General features: G+C 39.9%; 23 protein-coding genes and 1 tRNA gene. 19 read left to right on the plus strand and 5 right to left on the minus strand.

What is annotated here, in order from left to right; translation table 11 throughout:
• From AC1M9J_RS08680 to AC1M9J_RS08730, 11 genes are all read left to right on the plus strand, one after another.
• Window positions 1-91 (plus strand): EF-Tu C-terminal domain-related protein (locus AC1M9J_RS08680; RefSeq protein WP_019509660.1); only part of this gene is annotated, 91 nt, incomplete at its 5' end.
• 47 nt (window positions 92-138) lie between these two features.
• Window positions 139-214, plus strand: a tRNA-Trp gene (locus AC1M9J_RS08685).
• 77 nt (window positions 215-291) lie between these two features.
• Window positions 292-732 (plus strand): preprotein translocase subunit SecE, encoded by a 441-nt coding sequence (gene secE, locus AC1M9J_RS08690; RefSeq protein WP_035265936.1) that lies wholly within the window; start codon window positions 292-294, stop codon window positions 730-732.
• 7 nt (window positions 733-739) lie between these two features.
• Entirely contained in the window at window positions 740-1,273 is a 534-nt protein-coding gene (nusG, locus tag AC1M9J_RS08695; protein ID WP_035265938.1) for a transcription termination/antitermination protein NusG, read from the plus strand.
• A gap of 115 nt (window positions 1,274-1,388) precedes the next feature.
• The gene (rplK, locus tag AC1M9J_RS08700) at window positions 1,389-1,817 is read left to right on the plus strand and encodes a 50S ribosomal protein L11 (RefSeq protein WP_004813566.1); all 429 of its coding nucleotides are present in this window, start codon (window positions 1,389-1,391) and stop codon (window positions 1,815-1,817) included.
• Between the two features lie 3 nt (window positions 1,818-1,820).
• Window positions 1,821-2,516 carry a 50S ribosomal protein L1 gene (gene rplA, locus AC1M9J_RS08705; RefSeq protein WP_035265940.1) on the plus strand — a complete coding sequence of 232 codons (696 nt, stop codon included), beginning with the start codon at window positions 1,821-1,823 and terminating at the stop codon, window positions 2,514-2,516.
• 301 nt (window positions 2,517-2,817) lie between these two features.
• Window positions 2,818-3,324 (plus strand): 50S ribosomal protein L10, encoded by a 507-nt coding sequence (rplJ, locus tag AC1M9J_RS08710; protein WP_035265941.1) that lies wholly within the window; start codon window positions 2,818-2,820, stop codon window positions 3,322-3,324.
• 51 nt (window positions 3,325-3,375) lie between these two features.
• Window positions 3,376-3,747 (plus strand): 50S ribosomal protein L7/L12, encoded by a 372-nt coding sequence (rplL, locus tag AC1M9J_RS08715; RefSeq protein WP_035265942.1) that lies wholly within the window; start codon window positions 3,376-3,378, stop codon window positions 3,745-3,747.
• Between the two features lie 305 nt (window positions 3,748-4,052).
• Window positions 4,053-8,141, plus strand: a complete 4,089-nt coding sequence (rpoB, locus tag AC1M9J_RS08720; RefSeq protein WP_481590119.1) for a DNA-directed RNA polymerase subunit beta — start codon at window positions 4,053-4,055, stop codon at window positions 8,139-8,141.
• A gap of 144 nt (window positions 8,142-8,285) precedes the next feature.
• Window positions 8,286-12,479 (plus strand): DNA-directed RNA polymerase subunit beta', encoded by a 4,194-nt coding sequence (rpoC, locus tag AC1M9J_RS08725; RefSeq protein WP_035265945.1) that lies wholly within the window; start codon window positions 8,286-8,288, stop codon window positions 12,477-12,479.
• 197 nt (window positions 12,480-12,676) lie between these two features.
• Entirely contained in the window at window positions 12,677-13,033 is a 357-nt protein-coding gene (locus AC1M9J_RS08730; RefSeq protein WP_481592362.1) for a DNA transfer protein p32, read from the plus strand.
• A gap of 62 nt (window positions 13,034-13,095) precedes the next feature.
• Here AC1M9J_RS08730 and AC1M9J_RS08735 read toward each other — a convergent pair whose 3' ends face one another.
• Window positions 13,096-13,584 (minus strand): DUF4442 domain-containing protein, encoded by a 489-nt coding sequence (locus AC1M9J_RS08735; protein ID WP_035265952.1) that lies wholly within the window; start codon window positions 13,582-13,584, stop codon window positions 13,096-13,098.
• A gap of 124 nt (window positions 13,585-13,708) precedes the next feature.
• Here AC1M9J_RS08735 and AC1M9J_RS08740 point away from each other — a divergent pair, with 124 nt between their 5' ends.
• The 6 genes from AC1M9J_RS08740 to AC1M9J_RS08765 all read left to right on the plus strand — a co-directional run bounded on the left by AC1M9J_RS08740 (window position 13,709) and on the right by AC1M9J_RS08765 (window position 19,937).
• Window positions 13,709-14,587, plus strand: coding sequence for an alpha/beta fold hydrolase (locus AC1M9J_RS08740; RefSeq protein WP_180028978.1), 879 nt, complete (start codon window positions 13,709-13,711; stop codon window positions 14,585-14,587).
• 92 nt (window positions 14,588-14,679) lie between these two features.
• A complete protein-coding gene (locus AC1M9J_RS08745) occupies window positions 14,680-16,050 on the plus strand; it encodes a Na+/H+ antiporter family protein (protein ID WP_092766629.1) in 1,371 nt (456 codons plus the stop codon).
• Between the two features lie 309 nt (window positions 16,051-16,359).
• Window positions 16,360-16,944: an OmpW/AlkL family protein gene (locus AC1M9J_RS08750; RefSeq protein WP_481952161.1), complete on the plus strand. Its 585-nt coding sequence runs from the start codon at window positions 16,360-16,362 to the stop codon at window positions 16,942-16,944.
• Between the two features lie 131 nt (window positions 16,945-17,075).
• A complete protein-coding gene (locus AC1M9J_RS08755; RefSeq protein WP_481596148.1) occupies window positions 17,076-17,423 on the plus strand; it encodes a lysozyme inhibitor LprI family protein in 348 nt (115 codons plus the stop codon).
• A gap of 92 nt (window positions 17,424-17,515) precedes the next feature.
• Window positions 17,516-19,435: a molecular chaperone HtpG gene (htpG, locus tag AC1M9J_RS08760; RefSeq protein WP_180028982.1), complete on the plus strand. Its 1,920-nt coding sequence runs from the start codon at window positions 17,516-17,518 to the stop codon at window positions 19,433-19,435.
• A gap of 220 nt (window positions 19,436-19,655) precedes the next feature.
• Window positions 19,656-19,937, plus strand: coding sequence for a hypothetical protein (locus AC1M9J_RS08765; protein WP_481952162.1), 282 nt, complete (start codon window positions 19,656-19,658; stop codon window positions 19,935-19,937).
• A gap of 61 nt (window positions 19,938-19,998) precedes the next feature.
• Here the strand turns inward: AC1M9J_RS08765 and AC1M9J_RS08770 are convergent, their stop codons facing one another.
• Both AC1M9J_RS08770 and AC1M9J_RS08775 read right to left on the minus strand, forming a co-directional pair.
• Entirely contained in the window at window positions 19,999-21,195 is a 1,197-nt protein-coding gene (locus AC1M9J_RS08770) for a hypothetical protein (protein WP_481952163.1), read from the minus strand.
• Between the two features lie 428 nt (window positions 21,196-21,623).
• Entirely contained in the window at window positions 21,624-22,337 is a 714-nt protein-coding gene (locus AC1M9J_RS08775) for a DsbA family oxidoreductase (RefSeq protein WP_481952164.1), read from the minus strand.
• Between the two features lie 298 nt (window positions 22,338-22,635).
• Here AC1M9J_RS08775 and AC1M9J_RS08780 point away from each other — a divergent pair, with 298 nt between their 5' ends.
• Window positions 22,636-23,430, plus strand: coding sequence for a hypothetical protein (locus tag AC1M9J_RS08780; protein WP_481952165.1), 795 nt, complete (start codon window positions 22,636-22,638; stop codon window positions 23,428-23,430).
• A gap of 54 nt (window positions 23,431-23,484) precedes the next feature.
• Here AC1M9J_RS08780 and AC1M9J_RS08785 read toward each other — a convergent pair whose 3' ends face one another.
• On the minus strand, window positions 23,485-24,480 hold the full coding sequence (locus AC1M9J_RS08785) for an Lnb N-terminal periplasmic domain-containing protein (protein WP_481952166.1): 996 nt from the start codon (window positions 24,478-24,480) through the stop codon (window positions 23,485-23,487).
• A gap of 257 nt (window positions 24,481-24,737) precedes the next feature.
• Between AC1M9J_RS08785 and AC1M9J_RS08790 the strand changes: the two genes are divergently transcribed.
• Window positions 24,738-25,247: a hypothetical protein gene (locus tag AC1M9J_RS08790; protein ID WP_481952167.1), complete on the plus strand. Its 510-nt coding sequence runs from the start codon at window positions 24,738-24,740 to the stop codon at window positions 25,245-25,247.
• Between the two features lie 95 nt (window positions 25,248-25,342).
• Here AC1M9J_RS08790 and AC1M9J_RS08795 read toward each other — a convergent pair whose 3' ends face one another.
• The gene (locus AC1M9J_RS08795; RefSeq protein WP_481952168.1) at window positions 25,343-26,086 is read right to left on the minus strand and encodes a hypothetical protein; all 744 of its coding nucleotides are present in this window, start codon (window positions 26,084-26,086) and stop codon (window positions 25,343-25,345) included.
• Window positions 26,087-26,159 lie beyond the last annotated feature (73 nt).

Below are 26,159 nucleotides of genomic sequence, written 5' to 3' on the forward strand. Positions count from 1 at the left end.
CCCAATCGCAATGGACCCAGGTCTACGTTTTGCGATCCGTGAAGGTGGTCGTACAGTTGGTGCTGGTGTTGTTGCTAAAGTAACTGCATAATAGAAGTACAAACGAAAACCGAGAGTTTCGATTCTCGGTTTTGTTATAGGTCAGTAGTTCAATTGGTAGAGCGTCGGTCTCCAAAACCGAATGTTGGGGGTTCGAGTCCCTCCTGGCCTGCCAAATTATTTTTGATAAAAAGCTTGATGCTGGCTAAACTGGTCATATAATAAGTCGCGAATTCAACGACGAGTACAAAAATGTCGAATGATAAATCGCGTGACGCATTAAGCGACGCGCCAATTCCTCAAAGAAACAATTCCGCTGAAGTCGTTAAATCTGGTTCACCAGTTGACGTGATTTTATGGATTATTGCATTGGCATTACTTGCTGGTGCACTTATGGTAAATCAACATCTTCCAGCATATTGGGTTCCCGCAAACAATATTTGGGTGCGTGTTGGGGTAATTTTGGCTTGTATCGTTGTGGCTTTAGGTTTATTATACGCCACCCATCAAGGCAAAGGCTTTGTTCGTTTGTTGAAAGACTCACGCATTGAACTGCGTCGAGTGATTTGGCCAACAAAGCAAGAAACAGTAACTGCATCATGGCAAGTGTTACTTGTTGTTGTAATCACCGCTATTGGTTTATGGTGTTTTGATTACATTATTAGTTGGTTGATGAAGTTTATTATCGGGTAAAAGAGCTATGAAACGTTGGTACATTATTCATGCCTATTCAGGTTATGAAAAACAAGTGATGCGTTCGCTTAATGATCGAATCCAGCGTAGCGCTGTTGCCGATAGCTTTGGTGAAGTCCTTGTTCCTACTGAAGAAGTGGTAGAGATGAAGGATGGTAAGAAACGTAAGTCAGAGCGTAAATTCTTTCCAGGCTATGTGTTAGTTGAAATGGAAATGAATGACGATACTTGGCACATTGTTAAAGAATGTCCAAAAGTGCTCGGATTTATTGGTGGTACGGCAGAAAAGCCTGCTCCAATTACGCAAAAAGAAGCTGACGCGATTCTTGCACGTGTACGCAATACTGGCGAAGCACCTCGTCCTAAGACAATGTTCGAGCCAGGTGAAGAATTATTGGTTACTGATGGTCCATTCACAGACTTTAAAGGTGTGGTGGAAGAAGTTCAGTACGAAAAGTCACGCTTAACGTTGACGATTAATGTATTCAATCGACCAACTCAAGTTGAATTGGAATTTCGCCAAGTCGAAAAAACAATTTAATCTGAATTGGTTGAAAACGCCCGATTTTATTAATCGGGCATTGTTGTTGTAACGGTATCGTTACTTGTAAATATTGGGGAGCCTTAATCGGCGTTTGTACCCAGAGGTAATTGAAATGGCTAAGAAGATTGACGGCTATATCAAGCTGCAAGTTCCAGCTGGTAAAGCGAATCCATCTCCACCAATCGGTCCTGCACTAGGTCAACGTGGTGTAAACATCATGGCATTCTGTAAAGAATTCAATGCTGCTACACAAAAACTTGAAGCTGGTCTTCCGATTCCTGTAGTGATCACTGTGTACAACGACAAGTCGTTCACATTTATCATGAAAACTCCGCCTGCTGCTATTCTTCTTAAGAAAGCTGCTGGTATCCAAAAGGGTTCAGCTGTACCTAACAAAACTAAAGTTGGTAAGTTGACTCGTGCTCAATTAGAAGAGATCGCGACTACTAAAGAACCAGATTTAACTGGTGCTGACTTAGACGCGCGTGTACGTACCATTGCTGGTTCTGCACGTTCTATGGGCTTGGAAGTGGAGCTTTAAGACATGGCTAAATTAACTAAACGTCAAAAAGCGATTGCAGCTGCTGTAGAAGCGAACAAAGTTTATACTTTGGAAGAAGCTGTAGCAGTACTTTCTAGCCTTCCAGCTGCTAAATTCAAAGAATCTTTGGATGTAGCTGTAAATCTAGGTGTTGATCCTCGTAAATCTGACCAAGTTGTTCGTGGTGCGACTACACTTCCTGCAGGTACTGGTAAAACTGTACGTGTAGCTGTGTTTGCTCAAGGCGCTGCTGCTGAAGCTGCTAAAGCTGAAGGCGCGGACGTAGTTGGTTTTGATGACCTTGCTGAAAGCATTCAAGCGGGTAACCTTGACTTTGACGTAGTGATTGCTGCTCCAGATGCAATGCGCGTTGTAGGTAAGTTAGGTACAATCCTTGGTCCACGTGGCTTAATGCCAAACCCTAAAGTGGGTACTGTAACTCCTGACGTAGCAACTGCAGTTAAAAATGCAAAAGCTGGTCAAGCACGTTACCGTGTAGACAAAGCGGGTATCATCCATGCTGCGATCGGTCAAGTAGGTTTCACTGCTGAAGCTGTTCGTCAAAACGTTGAAGCTCTTGTAGCTGACCTTAAGAAAGCAAAACCTGCAACTTCTAAAGGTGTTTATATCAAAAAGATCACTTTAAGCTCAACTATGGGTCCTGGTCTTACTATTGATGTAACTAACGTTTCTAACTAAGTTTAACTTAGACAGAATTTTAAAGCCCTGAGTAAGATTTGAAGCGCTGCTTCAAATCTTACGCAAGATACCGGTTTTGGATTTCTTGCGAACTTAGGCAAACTTTGAATTGGTAAATGAGAATTTATCAGCGTCAAAGACCTCAGGCGAGGGGAGTTTTATGCTTCGCTCTTAATATTCCAGCCTGCGTAGACGCGGTGGTGTGATTTAGTTCATCCTCCGCGTGTTGACTCAGTGATGAGTTAACGAACTGGGAGTGTACTTCGCGTGAGTACATAAATCACCGTTAGGAGGTTTTACAATGGCTCTTCTTATCGAAGACAAAAAACAGATCGTAGCTGAAGTTAACGCTGTTGCTTCTACTGCTTTCACTGCTGTTGTTGCTGACTACCAAGGTTTAACTGTTGAGCAATTAACTGCTCTTCGTGTTGAAGCTCGTAAACTAGGTGTTACTACACGTATCGTGCGTAATACTTTAGCTAAACGTGCTCTTCAAGATACTCAGTTCGATATCTTGAACGACAACCTTGTTGGCCCAACAATTTTAGCTTTCTCGACTTCTGAAGACGACATGGGCGCAGCTGCTCGTTTGTTTGAAGAATTTGCTAAAACTAATAAAGCATTTGAACTTAAAGCTGCTGCATTCGATGGCAAGGTTTATCAAGGTGCTGAAGTTAGCGTAATCGCGAACCTTCCGAACCAAGAAAAAGCGCTTACTATGCTTGCAAATGTTCTTCAAGCTCCTATTTCGAAATTGGGTCGCCTTATTACTGCGCTCAAAGAGAAAAACGAGTCAGAAGCTGCTTAAGCTTAATAAATCAATTTCCACACCATTCAATATCCATTTGGAGTTATTCTCATGGCTTTAACTAACGAAGAAATCTTAAACGCAGTTGCTGAAAAAACTGTTCTTGAACTTGTTGAACTTATCTCTGCTTTTGAAGAGAAATTCAATGTATCTGCTGCTGCTGTAGCTGTAGCTGCTGCTCCAGGTGCTGGCGCTGCTGCTGCTGAAGAACAAACTGAATTCAACGTAGAGTTGACTTCTTTCGGTGCTAACAAAGTTGCTGTAATTAAAGCAGTTCGTGAAGCAACTGGTCTTGGTCTTAAAGAAGCTAAAGATTTAGTTGAAGGCGCTCCAGCTCTTCTTAAAGAAGGTGTTTCTAAAGAAGAAGCTGAAGAACTTAAGAAGAAACTTGAAGAAGCTGGTGCTCAAGTTACTGTTAAGTAATTTCGCCATGGGGTCAATATTAATTTGACCCCAAAAATTGGCTGATGGCTCTTGGGTCATCAGCCTTTTTGCGTTACAATTATCGGCTCGATTTTTGTTAACTTGGTGTAAAAATCATCAATACTAACTATAATTGAATAAAATCAAACGCTTACCAATATTTTTCCATGTTTAAAAATATTGTTAAGCGTTTTAATACCACTGAACATTGCAGCATTTGAACAAAGTGGTGGTCATATCGACCTGCGTAATTCCTTCTAGACCCGTTCTGCAGGCGGGTTTAGTTTACTTTCCGAGGACTCCAGATGGCATACTCATATACCGAAAAGAAACGGATCCGTAAGAATTTTGGTAAATTGCCCCAAGTGATGGATGCTCCGTACCTGCTCGCGATTCAAGTCGACTCGTACAGAACGTTCCTTCAAGATGGCAAAACACCAAAAAACCGCGAAGATATCGGTCTCCAAGCCGCATTTCGTTCAGTTTTTCCAATTGAAAGTTATTCTGGGAATGCTGCTTTAGAATTCGTTGAGTATAGCCTTGGTAAACCAGAGTTTGACGTTCGCGAATGTATTCTTCGTGGCTCAACTTATGCGGCACCAATGCGCGTAAAAATTCGTTTGATCATTAAAGATCGCGAAACGAAATCAATTAAAGACGTACGTGAACAAGAAGTGTACATGGGTGAAATGCCACTTATGACACAGAATGGTACGTTCGTGATCAATGGTACTGAGCGTGTAATCGTATCTCAATTACATCGTTCACCTGGTGTGTTCTTTGATCATGACAAGGGTAAGACGCATTCAAGTGGTAAGGTGCTTTATTCAGCACGTATCATTCCTTACCGTGGTTCATGGTTAGACTTTGAGTTTGATGCTAAAGATTTAGTATACGTTCGTATTGACCGTCGTCGTAAGTTACTTGCGACTGTGATTCTTCGTGCCTTGAACTATACAAACGAACAAATTCTAGACATGTTCTATGAAAAGGTTCCTGTATATCTAGACATGGGCAGCTATCAAATTGACTTGGTTCCAGAGCGTCTGCGTGGCGAGATGGCACAATTTGATATCACAGACAATGACGGTAAGACAATCGTTGAGCAAGGTAAACGTATTAATGCGCGTCATGTTCGTCAAATGGAAGCTGCAGGCTTAACTAAACTTCCAGTACCTGATGAATATTTATATGAGCGTATTACTGCTGAAGATATTACATTACACAATGGTGATGTGATTGCTGCAAACACGGTTCTTAGCCATGAAGTGATGGTTAAAATCGCTGAAGGCGGCGTTAAGCAATTTAACGTACTTTATACCAATGACATCGATCGCGGTTCATTCGTAGCTGATTCATTACGTGCTGATACGACTTCTGGTCGTGAAGAAGCGCTTGTAGAAATTTACAAGGTAATGCGTCCAGGTGAGCCACCAACGAAAGAAGCTGCAGAAAACTTATTCAATAACTTGTTCTTCTCTTCTGAACGTTATGACTTATCACCAGTTGGTCGTATGAAGTTCAACCGTCGTTTGGGTCGTCCTTACGAAGTGGGTACAGATCAGAAGTCACGTGAAGTTGAAGGTATTCTTTCAAACGATGACATCATTGACGTATTAAAAACGCTGGTTGAAATCCGTAACGGTAAAGGTGAAGTCGATGATATCGACCACCTAGGTAACCGTCGCGTACGTTCTGTTGGCGAAATGACTGAAAACCAATTCCGTGTTGGTCTAGTTCGTGTTGAACGTGCTGTGAAAGAGCGTTTATCACAAGCAGAGACAGATAATTTGTCTCCACAAGACTTGATCAATGCAAAACCAGTAGCGGCTGCAATCAAAGAATTCTTTGGTTCAAGCCAGTTATCTCAGTTCATGGATCAAAACAACCCATTGTCTGAAATTACACACAAACGTCGTGTATCAGCATTAGGTCCAGGTGGTTTAACACGTGAACGTGCGGGCTTTGAAGTACGTGACGTACATCAGACTCACTACGGTCGTGTTTGTCCAATTGAAACGCCTGAAGGTCCAAACATTGGTTTGATCAACTCATTATCTGTATATGCGAAAGCGAATAGCTTTGGTTTCTTAGAAACTCCATATCGTAAAGTTGTTGATGGTCGTGTAACGGATGAAGTTGAATATTTATCTGCAATTGAAGAAGTAGGTACTGTGATTGCACAGGCCGATTCTCAATTGGATAAAGATGGCAACTTAACAGAAGAATTCGTATCTGTTCGTCACCAAGGTGACTTCGTACGTATGCCGCCAGAAAAAGTAACGCACATGGACGTATCTGCTCAGCAGGTTGTTTCTGTGGCTGCGTCACTGATTCCATTCCTTGAACACGATGATGCGAACCGTGCATTGATGGGTTCAAACATGCAACGTCAGGCTGTTCCTACGCTGATTGCTGACAAGCCTCTTGTTGGTACAGGTATGGAAGCGAACGTGGCGCATGATTCAGGCGTGTGTGTGATCGCGAAACGTGGCGGGCGTATTGAATACGTAGATGCATCTCGTGTCGTTATTCGTGTGAATGAAGATGAAATGGTTGCGGGTGAAGCAGGTGTAGATATCTACAACTTGATTAAATACACACGTTCAAACCAAAACACATGTATTAACCAAAAAGTGCTTGTGAACCTAGGCGACAAAGTTGGTCGTGGTGATGTACTTGCTGATGGTCCATCAACTGATGGCGGTGAATTGGCTCTTGGTCAAAACATGCGTGTCGCGTTCATGACTTGGAACGGTTATAACTACGAAGACTCGATCTTATTATCTGAGCGTGTTCTTCAAGAAGATCGTTTGACGTCTATTCACATTCAAGAACTCTCTTGTGTTGCGCGTGATACTAAACTTGGTTCTGAAGAAATTACTGCTGATATTCCGAACGTAGGCGAGGCTGCACTTTCTAAGCTTGATGAATCAGGTATTGTCTATATCGGTGCTGAAGTAACTGCTGGTGACATTTTAGTTGGTAAAGTAACACCTAAGGGCGAAACGCAGTTGACTCCTGAAGAAAAATTGCTTCGTGCAATCTTTGGTGAAAAAGCAGCTGATGTGAAAGACTCTTCACTTCGTGTTCCATCTGGTACGAAGGGTACAGTCATCGACGTTCAAGTGTTTACTCGTGATGGTATCGAGAAAGACGAACGTGCTCAAGCGATTGAAAAAGCTCAACTTGATGCATACCGTAAAGATTTGAAAGAAGAATACAAAATCTTCGAAGAAGCTGCACGTGAGCGCGTTGTACGTTTGTTGAATGGTCAAGAGTCTAATGGCGGCGGTACAACAAAACGTGGCGATAAGTTAACTGATGAAGTTCTTTCAAATCTAGAACTTGTTGATCTACTTGATATCCAACCAGTAGATGAAGGCATCGCGGAGCGTTTAACTCAAATTCAAGTATTCTTGAAAGAGAAGAGTCTTGAAATCGATGAGAAATTCGCTGAGAAAAAACGCAAGCTTTCTACAGGTGATGAGTTAACAACTGGCGTATTGAAAGTTGTTAAAGTTTACCTAGCAGTAAAACGTCGTATTCAGCCTGGTGATAAGATGGCGGGTCGTCATGGTAACAAAGGTGTTGTATCAAACATCTTGCCAGTTGAAGACATGCCACATGATGCGAATGGTGTTCCAGTAGATATCGTATTGAACCCACTAGGTGTACCTTCACGTATGAACGTGGGTCAGATTCTTGAAACTCACTTGGGTATGGCTGCGAAAGGTCTTGGTGACAAGATCGATCAAATGTTGAAAGAACAACGTACTGTACTTGAACTTCGTGAATTCTTAGACAAGATTTACAACAAAGTTGGTGGCGAGCAAGAAGATCTTGATAGCTTAACTGATGATGAAATCTTGGCACTTTCAGGCAACCTCCGTAAAGGTGTTCCACTTGCAACACCAGTATTTGACGGTGCCGAAGAAGGTCAAATCAAAGAGTTATTAGAACTATCTGGTCTTTCACGTACTGGTCAGACAGTACTGTATGATGGCCGTACTGGTGAACGTTTTGACCGTCCTGTAACTGTAGGTTACATGTACATGTTGAAATTGAACCACTTGGTTGATGACAAGATGCATGCGCGTTCTACAGGTTCTTACTCGCTTGTAACGCAACAGCCGCTTGGTGGTAAAGCACAATTCGGTGGTCAGCGTTTCGGTGAGATGGAGGTCTGGGCACTCGAAGCATATGGCGCAGCTTATACGCTTCAAGAAATGCTGACTGTGAAGTCGGATGACGTTGAGGGTCGTACCCGTATCTATAAGAACATTGTAGATGGTAACCATTATATGGACCCAGGTATGCCTGAATCGTTCAACGTATTGACCAAAGAGATCCGTTCTTTAGGTATCAACATTGAACTGAAAAATGGTGACTAAATCCCCCTCAATCCCCCTTTGATAAGGGGGAGACTAACCCCTCTTTAAAAAAGAGGGGTTAGGGGAGATTACCAATTCAGTTAAAAAACAATATTTGTGACCCAGTTGTGAAGTGAAAATCTCCACAACACACGGAGAAAAAAATTGAAAGACTTGCTCGATATCATGCGCAAAAAGACGGATTCAGACGGTCATGCTCCTGTAGAGTTTGATCGCATCCGTATTGGTCTTGCGTCACCAGAAATGATTAAGTCATGGTCTCATGGTGAAGTTAAAAAGCCAGAGACAATTAACTATCGTACGTTCAAACCTGAACGTGATGGTTTATTCTGTGCCAAAATTTTTGGTCCAGTAAAAGATTACGAATGCTTGTGTGGTAAATACAAGCGTATGAAATACAAAGGCGTCATTTGTGAAAAATGTGGCGTTGAAGTAACAACTGCGAAAGTTCGTCGTGAGCGTATGGGTCACATTGAGCTTGCTTCACCAGTTGCACACATTTGGTTCTTAAAATCACTGCCTAGCCGTATCGGTCTTCTTTTAGACATGACGCTACGTGATATCGAACGTGTATTGTATTTCGAATCTTACGTTGTAACAGATCCTGGTATGACGCCATTTGAGAAATACCAACTTCTGAATGACGAAGAATACTTCACAGCATTAGAAGAGCACGGTGATGAATTCACTGCGAAAATGGGTGCTGAAGCAGTTCAAGATTTGTTGAAAGACATCGATCTTGAAGCTGAGATTTCTCGTTTACGTGAAGAAATTCCAAATACAACTTCTGAAACGAAGCTTAAGAAAGCATCTAAGCGTTTGAAGTTAATGGAAGCGTTCAAAGAGTCGAATAACAAACCAGAATGGATGGTTTTGACTGTACTTCCAGTACTTCCACCAGATCTTCGTCCGCTTGTACCACTTGAAGGTGGTCGTTTCGCGACATCTGATTTGAACGATCTTTATCGTCGTGTGATTAACCGTAACAACCGTTTAAAGCGTCTTCTTGATCTAGCTGCTCCAGATATCATCGTACGTAACGAAAAACGTATGTTACAAGAGTCTGTAGATGCATTGTTAGATAACGGTCGTCGTGGTCGTGCAATTACTGGTTCGAACAAACGTCCTCTTAAATCTTTGGCAGACATGATCAAAGGTAAACAAGGTCGTTTCCGTCAGAACTTACTTGGTAAGCGTGTTGACTATTCTGGTCGTTCGGTAATTACTGTAGGTCCTACTTTACGTCTTCACCAATGTGGTCTTCCTAAGAAAATGGCACTTGAGTTATTCAAGCCGTTTATTTTCGCGAAATTACAAGCGTCTGGCCAAGCAACTACCATTAAAGCTGCGAAGAAAATGGTTGAGCGTGAGACTCCAGAAGTTTGGGACGTTCTTGCATCTGTGATTCGTCAACATCCAGTGATGTTGAACCGTGCGCCAACACTTCACCGTTTAGGTCTTCAAGCATTTGAACCTGTATTGATCGAAGGTAAAGCGATCCGTCTACACCCACTCGTATGTGCTGCGTTCAACGCCGACTTCGATGGTGACCAAATGGCGGTACACGTTCCATTAACACTTGAAGCTCAATTAGAAGCTCGTGCGTTAATGATGTCAACGAACAACATCTTGTCTCCAGCAAACGGTGAACCAATCATCGTTCCATCGCAAGACGTTGTCTTAGGCTTGTATTACATCACGCGTGATGCAATCAATGCCAAAGGTGAAGGCATGGTGTTCGCGGATACTCACGAAGTAAACCGTGCGCTTGCAACAGGTCAAGTTGATTTACATGCTCGCGTTAAAGCTCGTGTACATCAAACTGTGATCAATGAAAATGGTGAGCGTGAGCAACAAACGATTATCGTTGATACAACGCCAGGCCGTTGTTTACTTTGGGAAGTTGTGCCAGAAGGTTTAAGCTTCGAGCAAATCAACGTTGAGATGACCAAAAAGAACATCTCTAAATTGATCAACTCTTGCTACCGTAAGCTTGGTTTGAAAGATACTGTTATTTTTGCTGACCAATTGATGTACCTCGGTTTCCGTCAAGCAACACGTTCAGGCGTGTCTGTTGGTATGGAAGACATGGTGATTCCACCTGCGAAGTATTCAATCATCGAGAAAGCTGAAGTTGAAGTTCGTGAAATTGAGCAACAGTTCGAACAAGGTTTCGTAACTGCCGGTGAACGTTATAACAAAGTTGTCGATATTTGGGCACGTACAAACGACCAAGTCGCGAAAGCGATGATGGATAACTTGTCTTACACGACTGTTAAGAACAAACAGGGCGAAGATGAGAAACAAAAATCATTCAACTCCATCTACATGATGTCTGACTCTGGTGCCCGTGGTAGTGCAGCACAGATTCGTCAGCTTGCAGGTATGCGTGGTTTGATGGCAAAACCGGATGGCTCGATTATTGAGACACCAATTAAAGCGAACTTCCGTGAAGGTTTGACCGTACTTCAGTACTTCATTTCAACACACGGTGCGCGTAAAGGTTTGGCCGATACAGCATTGAAGACAGCGAACTCGGGTTACTTGACACGTCGTCTTGTAGACGTAGCGCAAGACTTAGTGATTACTGAGCCAGATTGCGGTACTTTTGACGGTCTCGTAATGACGCCATTCATTCAAGGTGGTGATGTTATCGAGAACTTAGGTACTCGTGTGCTTGGTCGTGTATTAGCTGAAGATGCGAAGCGACCAGGTTCTGATGAAGTAGTACTGCCACGTAATACACTCATCGATGAGAAACTTGCAAACTACCTAGAAGAGCAAGGTGTCGATGAAGTTAAAGTGCGTTCAGTAGTAAACTGTGCATCTACTTTTGGTGTATGTGCGAAATGTTATGGTCGTGACCTTGCACGTGGTCACTTGGTGAATCCAGGTGAATCAGTGGGTGTAATGGCTGCTCAATCAATTGGTGAGCCAGGTACACAGTTAACCATGCGTACATTCCACGTGGGTGGTGCTGCGAGCCGAACTTCTGCTGCGAACAGTGTTCAAGTACGTAATGCAGGCTTTGTCCGTTTCCATAATGTGAAGACAGTGCAACACGCTAAAGGTCACTTAGTGTCTGTATCTCGTTCTGGTGAGATTGGTATCACTGATGACATCGGTCGTGAGCGTGAGCGTTATAAACTTCCTTACGGTGCCTCAATCTTGATTAAAGATGGTGGTGCGGTAGAAGCTGGCGGTATTGTAGCGACTTGGGATCCGCATACGCATCCATTGGTAACAGAAGTTGCTGGTAAAGCACGTTTCAGCCAAATCGCTGATGGCGTGACTGCAACATCGAAAACAGATGATGCAACTGGTATGACGACAGTTGAAATTTTACCTGTAACGTCTCGTCCAGCTTCTGGTAAAGACTTACGTCCAGCGATTGTATTAGATACAGTTGATGGTGGTGAACAGTTCTACTTCTTACCACAAAATACAATTGTGACTGTCCGTGATGGCGAAACAATTGGTGTGGGTGATGTAATTGGTCGTGTACCTCAAGAAACTTCACGTACTCGTGATATTACCGGTGGTCTTCCACGCGTAGCTGACTTGTTTGAAGCGCGTAAGCCGAAAGAACATGCGATCCTTGCAGAAGTTTCAGGTGTTGTAAGCTTTGGTAAAGAAACTAAAGGTAAGAATCGTCTTGTGATCACACCGGATGATGGCTCAGAGATTTACGAAGAGTTAATTCCTAAGTGGCGTACGATTAACGTGTTTGAAGGTGAGCATGTTAACCGTGGTGAAACGATTTCTGATGGTCCGCAAAATCCACATGACATCTTACGTTTGAAAGGTGAAGTGGCGTTGACAAACTACATCGTGAATGAAGTTCAAGACGTATATCGTCTCCAAGGTGTAAAAATCAACGATAAGCACATTGAAGTCATCGTACGTCAAATGTTGCGTAAAGTTGAGATCATCGATGGTGGTGATACAAGCTTCATCAAAGGCGAGCAAGTGGATTACATCCGTGTTGTCCAAGAAAACCAAGCAGTACTTGCTCAGAACAAGTTCCCTGCGAAGTTTGAACGTCAATTGATGGGTATCACGAAAGCTTCACTTTCTACTGACTCGTTCATTTCTGCTGCATCGTTCCAGGAAACAACACGTGTGTTAACTGAAGCTGCTGTAACAGGTAAAGAAGATGATTTACGCGGTCTAAAAGAAAACGTGGTTGTTGGTCGCTTGATCCCAGCGGGTACAGGTTTGGCTTACCACTTAGAGCGTCGTCGTCAAGAAGCAGAAGCTGCTGAACACGAATTGGTTAATGACTTCTCTGAAGTTGACCAAGCGTTCTCACAAGCATTAAATGAAGATCAGTTTTAATCTAAACTGAATTAAGAAGGCACCTACGGGTGCCTTTTTTTATTGAGTTTGATAATGTGAATTTGAGGCTAAATATCTATTTTGAAAAAAACTCTTTACAAATAGCATCATTTTCGCGTTGTCTTGTAACAGAAATTGAAAATTTTATTCTCTAGATCGCGATATGCTTATATAAATAGACAAAGAGGGACATCAAGATGAAAAAGTTAACAGCTGTCATGGCGATGGCAACCGTATCTACAATGCTACTTGCAGGTTGTGAAAGCATGACGCCGAATCAACAGCGTATTGGTGCAGCTGCTGCAGGTGGCGCACTTGGTGGTGGTGTTGGTAATAATGTTGGTGGTGGTGTTGGTGCAACGCTTGGTGGTGGTGCAGGGGCCGCTATAGGTAGTAAAGCTCAAGGGGGCTCAGATCGTAATGCCACTTATAGTGGTGTAGGCGGTGCAATCGGGTCTGCAGTCGGTAAAAGTATTTTTGGTGGTAACTCTGGCGCTGCAATTGGTGGTGCAATTGGCGGCGGTGCAGGAGCAGCGATAGAGCAAAAGCGATAGAACAAAATAATCGTTAATTTGCTAAAGTGATAAAAAAAAGCGCTCATAGAGCGCTTTTTTTATTAACGGAAACGTGTGGCTTTTGCCTTCTTGCGACGGATATACACAGTTTTGTGAACTTCTGCGATCCGTAAGCCTGATTCATCCATAATATTCACAGTATAGTTACGGTAAACAGGAGCATGATTGCTAGCGAGCTCTTTGATGAGTTGTATTTCACTGGAATCAATGCGGATATCTGCATAAACAGTGCTACGACCAGGAGTTAAAAAATCGATGCTTGCAGCCTTATCCCAAACAATATATTTATCACCTAAGTGATACATGAGTAATGTCATATAGAATGGGTCAACCATAGAATAAAGGCTACCGCCAAAGTGGACACCCACAATATTTTTATTTTTTCGTGTAAGTGGCATTTTTACACGAATATGATGATTTTTTAAGTCGATTTTATCGATAGTAATGCCTGCGCCTTGAAAGGGTGCAAAGCTATTAAACATATACTTGGAGATTAACGGAATTGTCGTTAGCTTTTTCAAAATACTCATTTAGGTCAATTATTTTTATTTCATTAGTTAGCATACTAAAGTACAAAAAATATTCTGGCATTGATCGAAAATCATCGTAGACCAAGAAAACGGTCAATCAATAACAAAAAAGGTTGAGCATATTATGCAATTTGAATCGCATTGGATTAACACGACAGATCAACAAAAACTCTATGCTAAAACATGGGGAGATCGGAATAAGCCGGCATTGGTGCTTGTGCATGGTTATCCAGACAATCAAGAAGTATGGGAACCAATCATTTCGAATTTAATCGAAGATTATTTTGTTGTAACTTATGATGTGCGTGGCGCTGGTCAATCGAGCGTACCGAAAAAGATTCGCGCTTATGCATTAGCTCAACTGTCTTTGGATTTGGAGAGTGTGGTAAATCATCTGTTGCCAAATCGAAACTTTCATGTGGCAGCACACGATTGGGGCTCAATTCAAACATGGGAATCCGTAACAGAATCTAAATTTAAAGGTCGTATTCTTTCATATACCACTATATCTGGACCATGCTTGGACCATGCTGCTTATTGGATGCGTGAACAATTCAAACATCAAAAACCAAAGTTCTTTAAGCAATTGATTAAGTCTTGGTACATCGTACTATTTCAGCTACCCGTAGTTGCACCGACGATGTGGAATTTTCTCAATCCAGATCGCTGGGGCAAAATATTTGAAATTCTTGAAGATACAAAAGGCTTACCTGTAAACCAAAATATCTCTAAGGATGGTGAGTATGGTGTGGCACTGTATCGGGCAAACTTTATTCCACGTCTAATGATGCCTCGTCAACGTCATGCGATTTGCCCCGTTCAAGCGGTAGTCTTAAAACGCGATAAATATGTAAGTCCAGAGTTGATTGACGAAATTCCAAAATGGGCGACAGGTTTTGAACGTGTTGAGCTAGATGCGAATCATTGGGCTGTTTTAAGTCGTGCCCAAGAGATCGCATCGTATATTAAACAATTTGCAAAAAAAAATGCGCAAGGCGAATAGAATCTGACGAGTGAAGGTATCAACCCCTGATGAGCAGATTTATTACAAACAAATTCTGATAAAATAGTTTTTTTGTCTGATTCCTATTTCTTATGTTTGCAATTCTTGCTGCCATTGGGGTCATGTTTGGCCTCTCTTTGGCTCGTGTGCCTGTGGTATTTGCACTGATCATTGGTGCTGTAACAGGAGGCCTATTGGCTGGTCTTGGTTTACAAGGCACTATGGAAGCGTTTAATGGTGGTTTGGGCAAGGGTGCCCAGATTGCTTTAGCTTATGGTGTACTTGGTGCATTTGCCTTAACTTTGGCTCGTTCAGGTTTGCCAGATCTTCTAGCATATAAAATGATTAATTCACTTAAAGGTGAGGCTAATCTTAAAATACAAAATCGTGTCAAATATGCCATCTTTGCAACAGTTGCTATAGCGGCTGTTTGTTCTCAAAACGTAATTCCCGTGCATATTGCTTTTATTCCTGTATTGATTCCACCATTATTGATGGTATTCAACCATTTAAAGCTTGATCGACGATTGGTTGCATGTCTACTCACATTTGGTTTATGTGCAACTTATATGTTGATCCCAGTCGGTTTTGGTGCAATTTTCCTAAATGATATTTTAGGTCAAAACATCAATACTTTTGGTGAACCACTTGGCTTCCAAATTGATTATGATCAAATCCCTTCTGCGATGGCGATTCCTGTGTTTGGGATGTTCGTAGGTTTATTAATCGCAGTGTTTTATAGCTATCGTAAACCACGAGAATATCGTGACATTCATGTCGAAGAACAACCACAAAGCATTTCGGGTGAAATGGGTGTTCAAGAAGGTTCTGCGAGACCGGAGGTTTCTAAATTTACGATTTATATGGCGGGGGGTGCTGTTTTAGCAACGCTTGCAGTGCAATTGTATTCTGATTCGATGATTTTAGCTGGTTTAGTCGGCGTGGCGATCCTAAGCTGTGCAGGTATTTTCAAGTGGAAAGAAGCTGACGATGTCATCATTACTGGTATGCGTATGATGGCACTGGTGGGTTTTATTATGATCGCAGCACAAGGTTTTGCAGCCGTGATCGGCGCTACTGGTCAGGTTCCAACGCTAGTTGAGGCTTCAGTCGCATGGATTGGTGATAGTCAAGGTTGGGCAGCATTCTGGATGTTACTCATCGGATTGTTAATTACACTAGGTATAGGATCATCATTCTCCACAGTGCCAATTCTTGCAATCATTTATGTCCCATTATGTATTCAGTTTGGTTTTAGTCCAGCAGCAACAATTGCGCTCATAGGTACTGCTGCAGCTCTAGGTGATGCAGGCTCTCCAGCTTCAGACTCGACTTTAGGACCAACATCAGGCTTGAATATGGATGGTCAACATGATCATATGAAAGACAGTGTGATTCCGACATTTATTCATTTCAATATTCCATTGATGATTTTTGGTTGGATCGCGGCAATGGTCCTATAACTACATTTAAAAAATGATTGAATAAAAGGCGATTAATATAATCGCCTTTTTTATTTTAAGTCAGATTAAAATAGTAGGATTAAATAAAAAAATTCCGAGTAAAATAATATGATTAATAGGTTATTTAAAATAATTGATGGTTTTATAATTGACTAAATTAGTATGATTTAAAATAAATTATCATTATAAACAGGTATTTATAAATAAAACGTATTTTATTTAATTTTTGGGAGTTGCATATTAATTTTTGGCATGTTTATTATACTTAAATAGTAGTTTATTTATATCGATCTTCCAGAGGTTATAATAATGTTAAATAAAATTGCACTGATTGTTTTAGTTGGGATGTCAGCAAATGCACTGGCAGGAGAATGGCAACTTAAGGTAGGTGCATCTGCAATTTCTCCAACGCAAGATACCACTGTGGCTGCTCTAGGAGGAGCTAAAGTGGAAGCCGATGATGAATTTGCTTTTACCCCTTCGGTGGAGTATTTCTTTAATGATCAAATTTCTGCTGAACTATTATTAGCCACACCAGTTCGCCATGATGTTTTGATTAATGGTGCTGATGCAGTGACGATTAAACATTTACCACCAACTCTGACTGCGAAATATCATTTTAAAAATAGTTCGGGATTTACACCTTATATTGGTCTTGGTGCAACAGCATTTATTGCTTGGGATGAGCAAGGCGTTCAAAGTGTAAAAGAAGATTTTGGTTATGCAGCGCAGTTAGGTTTCAATTTCCAACCAGCTGATGCAAAAAACTGGGGTGTATTCGCTGACGTGCGTTATGCAGATTTGAATCCTGAAGTGAATGTAGATGGAACAACAAAGTTCAAGCTAGACATAGATCCAGTCATCTATAGCATTGGTTACAGCTACAAATTCTAAAAATAAAGTTGCGCCTAGCCCTATTAATCAATAGGGCTTTTTTTATGTGTTGTACTATAACAGGTAGAAAATACCATATAAAAAAACAATTTTTTTCAATAATCTAGAAGGCTCATAACCGAGTAGTATGCATGAAGAACCAATTCATAAAACTCATCATTGTGCTGGCTGCATGTGCAAGTGTTCCAGCATTTGCAGCGAGTTTTGATTGCAAAAAGGCACAGTCCGAAACTGAGAAAGCTGTTTGTGAACATCTTATCTTGAATGATGCAGATGTTAAAATGGCTGCCACTTATCAAATTCTACGTCGTTTAGTACCGATGGGAATGCGATCAATCATTCAGAATGAACAAGTCAAATGGCTGGAATTACGTGATCAATGCCAAGCAAATTTGCAATGCTTAAATCATGTCTATCAAATGCGTCAGCAAAAACTAGAAATACATCTTGATCGAATTTACAAACAAGGTCCTTTTTAAAAAAATTTAATTTTGACCATTGAAAAAATTAGAAGCTACACCATTCATTAAGCATTCAAAAAAATTGTTTTGATGTGTTTAAGGAGTAGTTTATGAGCGAGCAGAATACACAAAAACATAGTTTCCAAGCGGAAGTTGCTCAGCTTTTACATTTAGTGACGCATTCACTTTATTCAAATCCAGAAATTTTCCTTCGTGAGCTAATTTCAAACGCTTCAGACGCATGTGATAAATTACGTTTTGAAGGGATTAATCATCCTGAATACTATGAAAATGATCCAGATTTACGTGTACGCGTACAATTGGATAAAGATAATAAAACCATCACCATTTCAGACAACGGTATTGGTTTAAGCCAACAAGAAGCTATTGATAATTTGGGTACGATTGCTAAATCTGGTACTAAAGACTTTATGTCTAAATTAACCGGTGATCAAAAGTCAGATGCACAGTTAATTGGTCAGTTTGGTGTCGGTTTTTATTCTGGCTTTATTGTCGCTGATAAAATCACAGTTGAATCACGTCGTGCAGGGGCTGAAGCTTCAGAAGGTGTACGTTGGATCAGTGGTGGTACAGGCGAATTTGAAGTTGAGCAAATTACAAAAGAAGGTCGCGGTACAGATATTATTCTACACTTGCGTGAAGACGCATTAGATTATTTGCAAAGTTATAAAGTAAAGCAAATTATCAATAAATATTCAGACCATATCAGTTTACCAATTCAAATGGAAAAAGAGGTATGGCAACAAGAAGAAGCGGCTGAGGGAGAAGAAGCCAAACCAGGCCAGTATGTCAAAACGGGTGAATGGGAGGCGATCAATTCTGCCAGCGCATTGTGGACACGTAGTAAGAATGACATTACTGAAGAACAGTATATTGAGTTTTATAAAAACTTAAGTCACGACTTTGAAGCACCGATTACTTGGGCGCATAACCGTGTAGAAGGGAGTACCGAATATACGCAATTACTGTATATCCCAAGTAAAGCACCGCACAACATTTTCTCACGTGAAGCGAAAGCAGGTATCAAGCTCTATGTGAAACGTGTCTTCATCATGGATGATGCAGATAATCTCATCCCGAACTATTTACGTTTCGTACAAGGTGTTGTGGATAGCGCAGACTTACCGTTAAATGTGAGTCGTGAGTTACTTCAAGAAAGTCGAGATGTTAAAACCATCCGTGAAGGCAACACACGTCGAATCTTAACAACTTTAGACACTTTAGCTAAATCTGAAGATGAAGCAGATCAAGAGAAATTTAAGAAGTTTTATGCTGAGTTTGGATCTGTCTTAAAAGAAGGTTTGGGTGAAGATTTCACCAATCGTGATCGAATTTTGAAGCTTCTACGCTTTGCAACTTCAAACAATGATGAGGTGACCACTTCATTGGCTGACTACAAAGCAGCAATGAAAGAAGGTCAAAAGGCGATTTATTATGTAACGGCGGAAAGCTTAGCGGCTGCTAAAAACTCGCCACAACTTGAGTTATTCAAGAAAAAAGGCATCGATGTTCTGCTAATGACTGAACGTGTAGATGAATGGGCAATGGAATTTGTTCATGAGTTTGACGGGACACCAATGCAGAATGTCGCAAAAGGTGCTGTAGACTTAGGTGATTTACAGGATGCTGAAGAGAAAAAAGCATTAGAAGCGGCGGCTGAGCAGTTTAAACCTGTGGTTGAAAAGCTGTCTGAGTCATTAAAAGACAAAACCAAAGAAGTGCGCGTAACCACTCGTTTGGTTGATTCTCCAGCGTGTCTGGTGACGGGTGAAGGCGAGTTGTCTCCACAGTTGATTCGCATGTTAAAACAGGCAGGTCAAGCAGTCCCAGAAAGCAAGCCAATTTTAGAGATTAACCCTGAGCATCCATTGGTGAAAAAGTTGGATGGTTCAGCACAATTTGACGATCTTGCAAATGTGATTTTTGATCAAGCGATGATTGCGGAAGGTGGTTTACCAGAAGATCCAGCTGCATATTTAAAACGCATTAACAGCTTATTATTGAAATAAGCGCATATTTTAAATTGTGATCGAAAGCCTATCTTCGGATAGGCTTTTTTAATGCAGCGCCGTCGTAGGATGCAAAATGAGCTATTTAAGCTTTGGGTTAAACTAGATAAATTTTTTTGATGTTGATGATAAAAAAATACGTCCAAGTTTCGATTTGTAAAACATATCAAAAAATAATAATTAATCTATAATAACGATCATTAAATATTGGGAATATTCTATGAAAACTTCAATGATGCTCGCATTTAGCATGTTTTGTCTGAGCTTAACTAATGTCACTTATGCAGAACATGATGTGAAAAAAATTGTTCGAAATGATCGTGTAACCGTGGTGAAGCATCAAATTCCACAGTTTGATATTAATCCTTTTGTGGATAGTAAACGTATCGCACGCACAGATCGCGTCAGCTATGTTTTACCTAAAACTGAAGCTGAAGCGTCTACTAAAAAAACACGTATTACACGTAATGATCGTATCGTGATTCAAAAGCCTGTCATTTGAGAATCTAAGATCCAAAAAAATCCCATCAGTGATGGGATTTTTTTATGACTATTATCGAGCGCTAAAATCTAGCTTCAAGACGAACTAAAGCACGAGGATAGTGTGATCGATCTTCACGCTTATCATTAAAATAGTTAAGGTCACCTTGAACAAAGAACCATTCGCGGAATAAGGGTTGGCGCCACGAAACAAAAGGTCCCCAACTGTTCATACGTAAATCATCGTTATTGTAATAACCACCCACATACATACCGTAGTTAAAGCGGTTATCATGGAAAAACTGATGTTGGCGATAGGTACGATTATCCCAAGTCCAATCATCATCCTGCTCATCTGCATAAGTTAGATAAAGCTGATTTGAAATAAACGCTTCATTTGGACGTGCGTGGGTGAGTTCCAAATTGGTTCTTAGATAATTTTCACTATCTATACCATAACGATAGATTTGTTCAGCATGAAAGGAAAAATCATTCCCGAGAGTCCAATCTTTTTTTGCCTTCAAGCGGGCATAAATGTCATCTCCAGATCGAATACCTAAGTCAGCATCTAAATCGAAAGGTAACTTATCAGATAGTTGTGACCAACGTAATGCGATCGAACTGTTATCTTCACGGATTCGCTTAGTGTCGACATTTTTGTCGGGATCAGCAGCGGGATTTTCATTGGTAATGGCAATATTGTTGTCAATTTCATTATCCAGTGAATCATCACCAAAGACTAAACTTAATTTACGCTCTAAGGTTGGTAAGTCGATTTTACCGCGTATACGTGGCTTGAATTCGTAATCATCATACTTATTCCATTTATTATCAAAGATTACACGTAGCGTTGCTTTGGCGGTTTCATCTTCATAACCTTCACCAAACCAACCATCGATTCGCTGAGCGGTTCGGTCTGCCCAGTGGCGAATCGATTTTTGACGTCGGTCAATCCATGATAAATCTTCAGTCGCTTGGGTCGGAGCGTATATTTTTTTATTGGATTGTTCTGGGAATAGTGTCGGCGTTGCATCAACCATGCGAGGAACGTAGTTAATCCAACCTAAGCTATTTTCATCCGATGTTGGCCAATCTTTTTGTTGAAATTCTAAAGGATAGTCTAAAGTAGGGAATTCGTTACTGACACTGATTTCATCTGTTTGATAAGGATCAGTCAAGTCATCTTGCTGATCTTGGCTATACACGAAAGTACTTAAAAAGCTACAACTTAAGACAAGACTTAAGGTTGACGGTTTGAACTGCTGCATGATTCTTTTCATATTCGCTCTAAGTCATTTTCATTGTTAAGCCGCTGAATTTATTTATAAAATTAAAAATGGGCTTAAGCATCGTGATATTATTAAAAATCAATGTTTGATCTATTCTAATGAATTGTTCAACAAAATTCACAATAAACAACAATGAATTTAAAGTGATTTAAAATTGGAACAGATAATGAGAAGACTTAAAACTCAAATAATTTTATTAAATAATTGTTTTATAGATAAAAAAAGACCTCCTTGGGGAAAGAGGTCTATAAAAATTTACCATGTATAGAGTCATGCAGTGAATCTATACATGAAGTATATTCAGTTCCGATTCACTTGAATAGGCTTGTTTATGCAACGCTGAATTCTATTTTTATAACAGTCTAAATATGGCTTAAGTCATGCAACCTTAAGCCAGTATTTAGGTTCTCGAAGATGTTTTATGATTTGCTTGGTGGCACGTCACAATGTTCATCAGTACAAGTTTCTGCATCTTCAACAGTGGGTTGATCTGTTTGTTCATTGGCAGTCGTTAATACTTTGTTGATCACATCTTGGAAGACTTGAGTCGGTTGAGCACCAGCCAAAGCCACACGCTGATCGAATACAAAAAATGGTACGCCAGTCACTTTTAATTGATCACGTGCAAGTTCTTCATCAAATTGGACAAAATCGGCATATTGATCAGAATCCAAAATATCATCCACTTCAACTGGATTCAAACCAATGCGCGAAGCAACATCTTCGAGGGTTTCACGCTCACCAATGGCTAAACCTTGGGTCATATAGCTATAAAAAAAGGCTTCTTTTGCTTCCGAACCCAATCCTAAGCTTTGTGCATGATGAATTATTCGATGGGCGTTGAATGTATTTCCTGAGTTGGCATTTTCCCAATTGAACTCGATGCCTTCTGTTTTTGCCATTTCCGCAATATTGCGTTGCATTTCTTCAACTTCAGCGACAGTACGCCCATATTTTAATGCTAAACGTTCGCTATTTGAGACTTCTTGACGTGGCGGTGCATCAGGATCTAGCTGAAAACTGTGCCAATGGACTTCAAGTTCTACACCAGTTGCAGCAGCAGCTGCTTCTAAACGTTTTTTTCCGATATAGCAGAAAGGGCATACTACATCTGACCACACATCTACACGCATAAAAAATCTCTAATCATCATTTATGAATCTATAGTGTGGGCAATGACAACAAAATTAAAGGTCTAAATCTGAAACGCAGAGTTTCAATCCGATATATTTCTGTCGAAAATATGAATTTTGCGTAATAAATTATTGAAACTTGATCACAGAATCACGAATAAATCGACAAAATCACAGCAATATCCACTAAATTCATTCCTATTTCTGCTTAAAAAATATGCTATACAATACACATCATGTGCTTGTCATTGTTCGCAAGTGATTCATTACTCAAACAAAAAAAGGATAGGAGTTTGAGATGCGCGGAATTTTAGCGGTGGTTATCGTCATGGTGACCTTATTATTTGGTTATTGTGCCTACGCGCAAAATGAGAAAAATGATGAAGTGCAACGTCAACAATTTGATTTGGTGATGACGGAAAAAATTGAGCAGCTTTATGTTCAAGCGAAGGATTGGAAAACCCCTCTGAATTTTAAAGTTGAAGATGAGCGTTTGGATGGTGACTATAAAGTACTTTCTGAATTTATTTTGAAGTATTGGGTAGACAATATTGAATCACGAAATATGTATTTACGTGAGTTAGATCAAGCCAAGTGGGATGAGTTTCTGAACGTTCGTCGCCTAGAATTAGATAAAAAGAATAAATATCAAGACACCGAAAAGATGTTTGTCCAAGTGAAAAAAATTCAATCTGAATATCAAACGCGTGACCAACAAATTTATGCGACAGCTTTACAAGCGCTTGATGCTTTGGAGATGAAAGCAGACTTGCGTGAGCCAATGAAAGAAAAGTTAAAATTCAGCCGACAGCATAATAATGATCAAGCTTTGTTTGCTTTAGAACTTAAGATCACAAAAAAAGCTGAAGAAATGTTTGAGTTTTTGAAGAATCATGACTGGCAACGCCGTAACGAAATGATCCTATTTAAAAGTGATCTCAGTGTGAATCGCTTTAACGAGTTATATCGCGAATTAAATCAATTACAACGCGAAATTGATCAGTTAAAAAATCAAAATGCCGAAGTGATTGAAGCACAAACAGTGAATCAAAGTCCAAGTTCAGAGCCTGCTGTTCAGGAAGAAACGCAATAAACAAACTTTCTTGGTTGTTTCTTTCAGCGTGGTTATAAAAAATGGACGCATGCTTTACTCACGGAGTAAGGCAGAAAAGGCTTTACTTGAAAGTAAATGTACATCATGAACATGCTCAATTTTAGGATTAATATGTGCTTTTTCTTTCCATTGATTTAAAGTAATACCATTATCGAGGACTTTTTTGTCATATAAATAGTTTGGAATTAAGCCTGGTAAGGTCACGCGATAATCTCGTGGAATTTGTCCTACTGCATGTTCTAATAAATCAAACAAGATGGTCGTACAATTGCTGATATAGGTGTTATACCAAACTGGGGTATGATTCAGCCGGTTGGCTTTGTTCAGGAATTCTAAAAACAACATCTGAATTTCGGTTTGATTCATTTGAATTGGATAAATATAGACATCTTCTTCGCGAATATTTGAGCGTGTATAAATCAAATCATTTTCATCACCTACGACCAGTGCTAATTCATACTGCCGAAAAAAACCGCCAATGGTGGAGAAACCTTCATCCTTTTCCTGACGAACTTCTAAAGAAAATGCGAGATGTTCGCCATCATCAAAACCAAATGTAATAAAAACATGCGCAATAGGACCTTGCATAAAATGAGATACCACTAAATCTATACGATCTAACTTTTCTAAATCGTATTGTCGTGTTTCCCATCGCGTCACGTAGTCTTTATCACTGTGCCAAATAAAATTTCTGACATTCTGTAATTCCACTTTGCCATCTTTGAATTGGAATTGAATAATTTTGTCGGTTTCATCCTGCCAAACGCGATCATTGCGTGGTTCTAAGGAAAAAAAGCTAATAATAGTAATCAAAAAAATAATCAAATACGCCCATGTGAAATAGGGCTTATAGCTGTGTTGCTTGAAATGGAATATCCCTGTAATGATGGCAAGCCCAACCCAAAACAAGATCAGTGCATAAGTGAAAATGGCATTAACAGGCTGATGTGTCCAAATGAATAAAATTGCCCAGAGTGATGTGAGACATAAAAATATAACGAGTAGGCTGTTTTTTATTTTAGTTTTCATGGCTGATGGATATGTATGAGTTTTCTATTTTTATAATGAATTGAAGTTAAGCTTTGAAGTCCATATTTGTAAAATCAGACCGAGTCTTGAAATTCAGTTGCTTAGCAAAACTTTTAAAAAACACTTGAAACCATTTATCTGAGTGCTGATGAATACGTAAATAAATTGGTGTAGTTTAATTAAAGAATGGCTCTATTTGTTTAGTTATTCTTGTTTCTTGATGCTCAATTTGAACGATGCATGTCAGAGTCTTACTTATGACTAATTCTAAATTATGTTTGATGTTCGGTGTGATCTCAGCCTTGCTGATGAGTTTGACTCATGCTGAAGATGTTGCAAGCCTGCCTTCAATTCAATTGATGGCGGACGATGATTTACGTGATGAAGTTGTGACGACTGTTACACCTTTTCAAGAAGATCAAAAGGTGCGTCAATCTTTGCAACATCAAGTGATCAAAAAAGAGCAGGATATTCAAAATGCTGCTTTAGAGCAAAGTTCACCTGTACTGAATTTTCAACCAAAAACCCCAGTGCCTGATATGAGTCATTTATCACCTTTACAGCAGCAGTATGTTTTGTCTGTTGCAGCAGGCTTACAGTCGAATGATCCGAGTTCAGGCATTTTTAGAATGTTGGAGCCTTTAGGGATTGATCGGGACAAAGCATTGAATCATATCCAACAGGGTGGAGGCGCGATTCCAATGACCTTTGATGAGCAACCTTTAAATCAGTTGTTGGGTGATGGATGGCGGAGTAATCTAAAATAAAATTTGATTTCTAAAGTATAAAAATCCCGCAAACAGCGGGATTTCTTCTAGTCACGTATCTAAACTTAAACACGTTTGATAATTTGCAAATTATTTTAAAGCCTAGGTAAATTATAGTAGATTAATTCACATGAATTTAAAGTGTTAAGATCTAAATTGATATTTTGTTGAGCAGATACATGGTTGCTCAAGTGTTGATTTTGTTGAGCACTAAAGCCCAAAAAAGAATTATAACCTTCAATTTGAATTTTATATTTCTGAATATTAAGGTTCAAATTTTGAGTTAAGCAATACTGCTGTAATGAGTATTCTCTCTTATTATCAGATAGCGTAAAATTTATCCTGTGAGTAACAGTATCAATAACATAAATAGAATGTTTGTGTGAGCCAATATTAATTTTTTGTTGATGAGTTGGATTAGCTTGTACCGTACCGTTAAATAGAAATTCTTTTATAACTGGCTTGCCAATGACTTCATTTATTTTGATCAGAGCGAAGTTTGTAAGCGTGATAAATTGCGGGGAAAATAACCTCCAAACAAAAAATAACACAAACCCTGTAAGAAGTATAAATATAAAATAATTCATGAATTTATTAATTTTTTTATAACGGAATTTTTTGCGATTCTCCTCAATTTCTCGGACATAAAACTGATTGATAATAACAAGAAAAATGGGAGTTAAAAAAGTAATAGCCAGTCCATAAGCAATACTAGAAACTAATAGAGGATTAAAGAAAGGCAATTCATATTGATTTTCTAACTTCCATCCAAAATAGAAAATTATAAGACTGAGAACGATATAAAATACTGGATAGAAATATGTCTTTTTTTTCTTCATATTTATAAATTTTTTAACAAGATTTTTTTTAAGAGAAAAAACCCCGCATTAAGCGGGGTTTCTTTTGGTCAAG

Source organism: Acinetobacter sp. ANC_7588 (assembly GCF_056783995.1).

Bases quoted from the DNA above. Each gene is read 5' to 3' on its own strand.
- secE (WP_035265936.1), top strand. From the start codon at position 292: ATGTCGAATGATAAATCGCGTGACGCATTAAGCGACGCGCCAATTCCT.
- nusG (WP_035265938.1), top strand. From the start codon at position 740: ATGAAACGTTGGTACATTATTCATGCCTATTCAGGTTATGAAAAACAA.
- rplK (WP_004813566.1), top strand. From the start codon at position 1,389: ATGGCTAAGAAGATTGACGGCTATATCAAGCTGCAAGTTCCAGCTGGT.
- rplA (WP_035265940.1), top strand. From the start codon at position 1,821: ATGGCTAAATTAACTAAACGTCAAAAAGCGATTGCAGCTGCTGTAGAA.
- rplJ (WP_035265941.1), top strand. From the start codon at position 2,818: ATGGCTCTTCTTATCGAAGACAAAAAACAGATCGTAGCTGAAGTTAAC.
- rplL (WP_035265942.1), top strand. From the start codon at position 3,376: ATGGCTTTAACTAACGAAGAAATCTTAAACGCAGTTGCTGAAAAAACT.
- rpoB (WP_481590119.1), top strand. From the start codon at position 4,053: ATGGCATACTCATATACCGAAAAGAAACGGATCCGTAAGAATTTTGGT.
- AC1M9J_RS08730 (WP_481592362.1), top strand. From the start codon at position 12,677: ATGAAAAAGTTAACAGCTGTCATGGCGATGGCAACCGTATCTACAATG.
- AC1M9J_RS08735 (WP_035265952.1), bottom strand. From the start codon at position 13,584: ATGAGTATTTTGAAAAAGCTAACGACAATTCCGTTAATCTCCAAGTAT.
- AC1M9J_RS08740 (WP_180028978.1), top strand. From the start codon at position 13,709: ATGCAATTTGAATCGCATTGGATTAACACGACAGATCAACAAAAACTC.
- AC1M9J_RS08745 (WP_092766629.1), top strand. From the start codon at position 14,680: ATGTTTGCAATTCTTGCTGCCATTGGGGTCATGTTTGGCCTCTCTTTG.
- AC1M9J_RS08750 (WP_481952161.1), top strand. From the start codon at position 16,360: ATGTTAAATAAAATTGCACTGATTGTTTTAGTTGGGATGTCAGCAAAT.
- AC1M9J_RS08755 (WP_481596148.1), top strand. From the start codon at position 17,076: ATGAAGAACCAATTCATAAAACTCATCATTGTGCTGGCTGCATGTGCA.
- htpG (WP_180028982.1), top strand. From the start codon at position 17,516: ATGAGCGAGCAGAATACACAAAAACATAGTTTCCAAGCGGAAGTTGCT.
- AC1M9J_RS08765 (WP_481952162.1), top strand. From the start codon at position 19,656: ATGAAAACTTCAATGATGCTCGCATTTAGCATGTTTTGTCTGAGCTTA.
- AC1M9J_RS08770 (WP_481952163.1), bottom strand. From the start codon at position 21,195: ATGAAAAGAATCATGCAGCAGTTCAAACCGTCAACCTTAAGTCTTGTC.
- AC1M9J_RS08775 (WP_481952164.1), bottom strand. From the start codon at position 22,337: ATGCGTGTAGATGTGTGGTCAGATGTAGTATGCCCTTTCTGCTATATC.
- AC1M9J_RS08780 (WP_481952165.1), top strand. From the start codon at position 22,636: ATGCGCGGAATTTTAGCGGTGGTTATCGTCATGGTGACCTTATTATTT.
- AC1M9J_RS08785 (WP_481952166.1), bottom strand. From the start codon at position 24,480: ATGAAAACTAAAATAAAAAACAGCCTACTCGTTATATTTTTATGTCTC.
- AC1M9J_RS08790 (WP_481952167.1), top strand. From the start codon at position 24,738: ATGACTAATTCTAAATTATGTTTGATGTTCGGTGTGATCTCAGCCTTG.
- AC1M9J_RS08795 (WP_481952168.1), bottom strand. From the start codon at position 26,086: ATGAAGAAAAAAAAGACATATTTCTATCCAGTATTTTATATCGTTCTC.